This is a genomic window from Streptomyces sp. NRRL B-24484, from assembly GCF_000717715.1.
Lineage (GTDB): Bacteria > Actinomycetota > Actinomycetes > Streptomycetales > Streptomycetaceae > Kitasatospora.
Genome location: NZ_JOAI01000097.1, coordinates 1 through 5,981 on the forward strand (window position 1 = coordinate 1; position 5,981 = coordinate 5,981).

Below are 5,981 nucleotides of genomic sequence, written 5' to 3' on the forward strand. Positions count from 1 at the left end.
GATACGCGCCGACCTCCACCTGGGCCTGCTCCAACTCGCCTGCAGCATCATCTGCCTGCGGAAGCTTCGGACCTCATTCTGAAATGATCAGTTATGACGAAACGTCGTGCGATTGATCTCCACCTACGACGTGGACGTAGGGCACACATCACCGCACATCGCGACGGGTGCACCTGTGCTGTCGCAGAGCTCCACCTGTCGAGCACGTCGACCGGGCCTGCATGCAGAAGGCGCAGCGCGAAGGGCCCGGCCGCCGGGGTGCGGCGGCCGGGCTGTGTTCACTGGTCACGCGGCGCGCGCGGTGGCGAGACGGTCACCAGTGCGTGGTGTTACGGCTCAACCGTCCACACCGGGGCCTTGGCGGCGTTCGTCGGATTCTGGACCACGGCCGCTCCGTCCGAGGGCGCGCCGCCGTTGACATCGATTACCTGGCCGTCATAGACGCTCTTGAGCTCGACCTGGTTCGGCCCGGCGTCCACGAGCGTCCAGCGCGAGTTGCTGCCGCCGTCCTCGTGGTACTGGATGAGCTGGGTGCCCGCCGTGATGGTGGGGCCGGGGATGTTGAGCAGCTTCATGCTGTTGTTGTTGACGATCGTGTATGCGCCTCCTTGCTGGCTCACGAAGCTCCACTGCTGGTCGCTCAAGCCGTTGGATCCCCACTGCACGATGCCCGCGGCATCGGCCTTCGAGTCGGTGCTCACGTCCATCAGCCCGTTGGTGGCTGCGTTCTGCAGGCGGTAACCGACGCCCTGCACGGGGATGGGCGTGAGCGTCCACCGCTGGTTCCCCCCGCCGGTCGAAGGCCACTGGTCGACGATCGTCCCTGCCGCCTTCAGCGCGCCGTAGTCGTCCGCAAGCTGATTGGTACTCACGTTTGTGATGGTGTACTCGTGCGACGCGTTCGCGGTGAGCGTCCACCGGAACTCTGTGGCTCCGGTGTCAACGTTCTGTACGAGCTGCCCGCCGTTGGCGGTGCCGGCGGGGTCGTCGAGCAGCATGCCGCTGTTGCGGTTGACCAGCTTGTACCCCCCGGAGCCGGTGGGCACGAGCTGCCATTGCTGGGCGAACGTGTTGTCGACGGTCGCCTGCACGATCCCTGAGCCCGCGGAGGTGGAGGAGTTGGCGACGGCGAGGTTCAGGCCGCTGTTGACGTTGGTGATGGCGTAGTACAGCGGCAAGGACGGCACGACGGTCCACGTGAACGAGGTCGCCGCGAAGGCGCCGTTGCCGTCGGTCGCGGTGACCTGCACCGTGCTGGTGCCCGCGGTGGTGGGCGTGCCGGTGATCGTGCCGGTCGAGGGGTTGATGGACGTGCCGGCCGGAAGGCCCGTCGCGGTGTAGGTGAGCTTCTGGCCGCTCGTAGTGTCGCCGGCGGAGACGGGTACGGAGACCGCGGTGCCCGCTGGGCCTTCCTGGGGGGCGACCTGGCTGATCGTCACCGGTGTGCCGAGCTGCGCGGAGGACACCGACAGGTTGCCGGTCAGCGGCAGGTTCGCGTTCGAGTCGCCGACCGCGACGCCGTAGCTTCCGGTGCTGGTCGTCCACGCATTCGTGGACGCGTTGTAGTACGACAGGTCGCGCTGGGTGAGCTGGAAGGTCACCGTCTGGCTCGCGCCGGGCTGAAGGTTGACCCGCGCGAAGCCCTTGAGCTGCTTGGGCGGCTCGCCCGAGGAGGCGGGCTCGGTGACGTACAGCTGCGCGACGTCCGCACCGGCCCGCGAGCCGGTGTTCGTGACGGTCGCGGTCACGGTGGCCGCGCCGCCCGCGGTCAGCGACCCGACGTGCAGGTTGCTGAAGGAGAAGCTGGTGTACGACAGGCCGTGGCCGAAGGGGAACAGCGGCGTGAGGCCCTGGCTGTTGTACCAGCGGTAGCCGACGTTCACGCCCTCGCTGTACTGGACCTGGTACTGGTTGATGGGATTGCTAGCGGTGCCGATGTTCTGGACGGTGCCGGGCCACTGCGCGGTGGTGCTGGCCGGGACCTGCGCCAGGGAGGTCGGGAAGGTGACGGTGAGGTGTCCGGAGGGGTTGGTGTCGCCGAACAGCAGCGAGGCGATCGCGGTCCCGTCCGCCTGGCCCGGATACCAGGCCTCCAGCACGCCCTTGACCGAGGACAGCCACGGCATCGTGACAGCGGAGCCGGTGTTGAGCACGACGATGGTGTTCGGGTTCGCCGCGGCGACCGCCTCGATCTCGGCGTTCTGCAGACCCGGCAGATCGATGCTCGTAAGGTCGGAGCCTTCACCCTCGAAATTACTGGCGAAGACCACGGCGACGGAGGAGTTCTGCGCCTGCGTCACGGCCTGCGCAATCGACGGGATGGAGCCGGCGGTCTGCTCGCCGAGATGCAGCTCGCTGCCGCCGCCGTCCTGGTAGTAGTCGAGCTCGATGGGCACCGCTTGGTTCGCAGTGAGGTTGATCGAGCCGTTTTGAGTGCTGGCTGCGCCGTCCTGCCAGTTGTTGGTGAGCTGCCGGCCGTTCACACTCAGGCGCGTGCCGTCGTCCTCGGTCGTGGAGAAGACATACGTCCCGGTCGTCGGCGGGACGAAGCTACCGGTCCACTTCGCCGACCACCCGGTGGCGTTCACGCCCGCGGCGGGCGAGGCGCCGTTGTAGTTGGTGTTGTAGTTCTGGTCGACCCGGCTGAGCACCGGAGCGCCGGACAGGGTCATGTTGTTGTAGTACTGCGCGTACAGTCCCTGGCCGGACCCCTGCGAGGGTGTCAGGTTCGCGGCGCTGATCGCGGACAGCTGTTGGCCGGTCGCGTCGACGCCGCCGCTGGCGTTCACGGTCACGCCGCTACCCGCGCGGGAGGTGATGCCCTGCAGCGGCGTGACGGTGCCGCTGGAGGACACCACGGCGCTGCCGCCGCCCGCAGTCTGAGGGCTGGTGGAAGCGTCGGCGCCGATGACCGCGACCGACTTCGCGGAGGAGCCGAGCGGCAGGACGCCGCCGCTGTTCTTCAGCAGCACCGTGCCCTCCTCGGCGAGCGAGGTGGCGGCGGCCCGGTTCGCGGCGCTGGTCGCGCTCTGTGTGGGCGAGCCGGTGGTCGGGCGGTCGAACAGGCCGAACGCGAACATCTCGGTGAGGATCGGCTTGACCAGCGCGTTCAACGTCGCGGTACTCACCGCCCCGGAGGTCACGGCGTTCTGCAGAGCGGTGCCGTAGTACGGGTCGTTGACGCCCATGTCCTGGTTCACGCCCGCGTTGGCGGCGTCGACGGTGTTGTGGATGGCGTTCCAGTCGGAGGTGACGAAGCCGGTGAAGCCGAACTGCTGGCGCAGCACGGTCTGCAGGGTGGCGGAGTCGTCGCAGGCAGGAGTGCCGTTGATGTCGTTGTACGAGCACATGAGCGAGGAGGCGGCGCCCTGCTGGACAGCGGCCTGGAAGGCCGGAAGGTAGATCTCGTTCTCGGCCCTGGCACCGACTATCGAGTTGTACGGGGCATCGGAGGCCGAGTCGTTGTTGTCGCGCCCGGTTTCCTGGTTGTACGCCCCAAGGTGTTTGACCTGTGCCAGCACGCCGGTGGACTGCACGCCCTGGATGTTGGCGGCGCCGAGCTTCCCGTTGAGATAGGGGTCCTCGCCGACGGACTCGAAGGCGCGGCCCCAGCGCGGGTCGCGCACAATGTTGATCGTCGGACCGAGGTCGACGTTGGCACCCTTGGCGGCCTGCTCGGCGCCGATCACCTGGCCGTACTTCTGCTCGGCCTCGGTGTCCCAGGTCGATGCGACGGCGATGGGCGCGGGCAGCTGCGTCACGTTGTTCATGCCGTCGCCGACGCCCGCCGGGCCGTCCTCCAGACCCATCGCCGGGATGCACAGCGCGCCGATCGCGGGGGTGGTACCGGCGTAGGGATCGAAGCTGCTGCCGGTGACCAGCTGGATCTCCTGGGCGACGGTCAGCGTACCCAGCAGTTGGCTCACCCGGGTGGCGATCGGGGCGCTGGAGCCGACCCACGGGCAGGCCGCGGATGCGGCCGCGGCGGCCGGTGCGGTGGCGAACACGGTCGTGATCGGCGCCGAGGCGGCGACCAGCACCAGGGCCATGAAGCGCAAGCCCCTGGCATGAGGGTTTCGGCCCGGCCCGCAGCGGCGGGCCGGCTCACTTCGACGTTGCATGTCGCCTCACAAGAGGTCAGGCACGCGGTTCGCGCTGGTTTGCGGTCTCACGCGGGCGCAGCCCGCATCGGCCGGGGCGCGAGCCGCGGGGGGGTGGAGGTGGGGGGTGCGGCAAGCACAAGCCAGCCGTTGACATCTACAACAAATCTGAACAGACTCAAACATCTGAGAGGCGGCGAAGTCAACGCTTCGCGCGAAATGCCAGTTTAAAGTGGATCGAAACGCCAAGTTATGTTTGATTTCGTTTAGCTGTGATCCGAACATAGTTATAGCTGCCGGTCTGCGTGACGCGACGCGCGGTTCGGCTGGCTGTGCCCTCGTCACGGGCGCCGTCCGGCAGACCTTCTCGTCCTCGGCCGACGCATCCGGCGATCGAACCTCGGGGTCTGCGTCGGACCGGTGACCCATGCTGGCGTGGACCTCGCGACCTTCGGACGCCTTGTCGCAGCCGGTGGCGATGCCCCGCCATGCCTTCAGCTTGTTGATCAGACGCTCGACGGTGTTCCGCTCCTTGTAGAGGTCGGCGTCGTGACTGACCGACCGGCCGCCCCGGTCGGACGGGCGGTCAGCGGTGGGATGCCCCGCAGGAGTTCGGTGCCTGGTCGACTGTCCACAACCAGTTCCGGCAGTGGAGGGACGCCGGAGTGTTCGAGGCCCTGATGGAGGGCGCGATTGCGGAAGCCGCCAAGCGGGGCGAGGTGGACCTATCGATGGTCGGCGTGGACTCCACCACCGTCCGGACCCACCACGACGCAACTGGGATGCACCTCGGCTGCGGCACGCTCACCGACCTGGAGAGGGCCGCCGGGAAGGCGGGGAAGGCCCGGCAAAATTGGGCGGCCCGGAAGGACAAGACGGGCGGGCCACCGCCCACGACCCGGCGGTGGCCCGCCGGGATTGGACGGTCGTCCTTGCGAGTTCGGCCGCCCGCAGGGGCATGGCGGTGATGAGCCGGGTCCTGGCTGCGGACGACGCCATTGCCGCGGCCGCGGGAATCCCCTGCCTCGCGCTGCTCTCCGGCGGCTGGAGCGAACGTGATCTGCGGGCCGCCGGCGCCGTGGAGGTACACGCCGATGTCGCGGCGCGCCTGGCGAACCTGGCGGACAGCGCGCTCGGCACCCGGCCACCGGTCGTAGGCAGGTGCCCGGCGGGTCGGACCGACAGTGTGCTCAGCCGGTCAGGGCGGGAAGCACCGCGCGCCGGTGGGCGTCGAGGAACACTTCGTTGTCGGGCCGATCTGGCCGACGTACACCTCATCGAAGCCGGCGGCCGCGTAGGGGCGCAGTCTCGCGATGCGCTCGTCCACGTCGTCCCCGCAGGTCACGGTCTCACTGATCTTCTCCAGTGTGACGAGTCCGCTCGCCTGCTCGAAGTGCGCAGGGTGCGGAGGATCTGGGTGAGTTCGCCGGGCAGCATCTCGGTCGGCCACAGCCGGTGCACCAGATCGAAGGCCTTGTCCCGGCCCTCGCTCCAGAAGACCTTCACGCCGCTGATGACCGGCTTGCTCGCTCCGCCGACCGAGCGGAACTCCTCGACCAGGTGCCGGTCGGGGGTCATGGTGGCGAAGCCGTCGCCGATCCGGCTGGCCCGGGTCGCAGCGTTCGGTCCGAACCCCGACGCGAAGTCGGGCGGCGCGCCCGGAGGGACCGCGCACAAATGGGCGTTGTCCACCGTGCAGTGGAGGCCTCGGTGAGAGAACCCTCGCGTCCGGTGAATGACTCCCGCATCGCCTCCACGGCCTCCTCCAACATCTCGGCCCGTTCTTACGAGCTGGTGCGTGATTGCGGCGAGTTGGACATGGCTGCCTCGGACGGCATGATCTTCGTCGTGTCGATCATGGTGAACCGTGCGGTCCTCGGG

General features: G+C 68.4%; 2 protein-coding genes and 1 pseudogene. 1 reads left to right on the forward strand and 2 read right to left on the reverse strand.

The features are described from left to right. Window positions 1-329: 329 nt before the first annotated feature. The gene (locus IE98_RS48770; RefSeq protein ID WP_052391615.1) at window positions 330-4,049 is read right to left on the reverse strand and encodes a glycoside hydrolase family 3 C-terminal domain-containing protein; all 3,720 of its coding nucleotides are present in this window, start codon (window positions 4,047-4,049) and stop codon (window positions 330-332) included. Window positions 4,050-4,687: 638 nt separating this feature from the next. Between IE98_RS48770 and IE98_RS52805 the strand changes: the two are divergent. After that, window positions 4,688-5,068: pseudogene (locus IE98_RS52805) on the forward strand (hypothetical protein); the annotation flags it as partial. Between the two features lie 373 nt (window positions 5,069-5,441). Here IE98_RS52805 and IE98_RS45580 read toward each other — a convergent pair. Then, window positions 5,442-5,678, reverse strand: a complete 237-nt coding sequence (locus tag IE98_RS45580; RefSeq protein WP_159401258.1) for a hypothetical protein — start codon at window positions 5,676-5,678, stop codon at window positions 5,442-5,444. Window positions 5,679-5,981: the final 303 nt, after the last annotated feature.

Bases quoted from the DNA above. Each gene is read 5' to 3' on its own strand.
- IE98_RS48770 (WP_052391615.1), bottom strand. From the start codon at position 4,049: ATGGCCCTGGTGCTGGTCGCCGCCTCGGCGCCGATCACGACCGTGTTC.
- IE98_RS45580 (WP_159401258.1), bottom strand. From the start codon at position 5,678: ATGACCCCCGACCGGCACCTGGTCGAGGAGTTCCGCTCGGTCGGCGGA.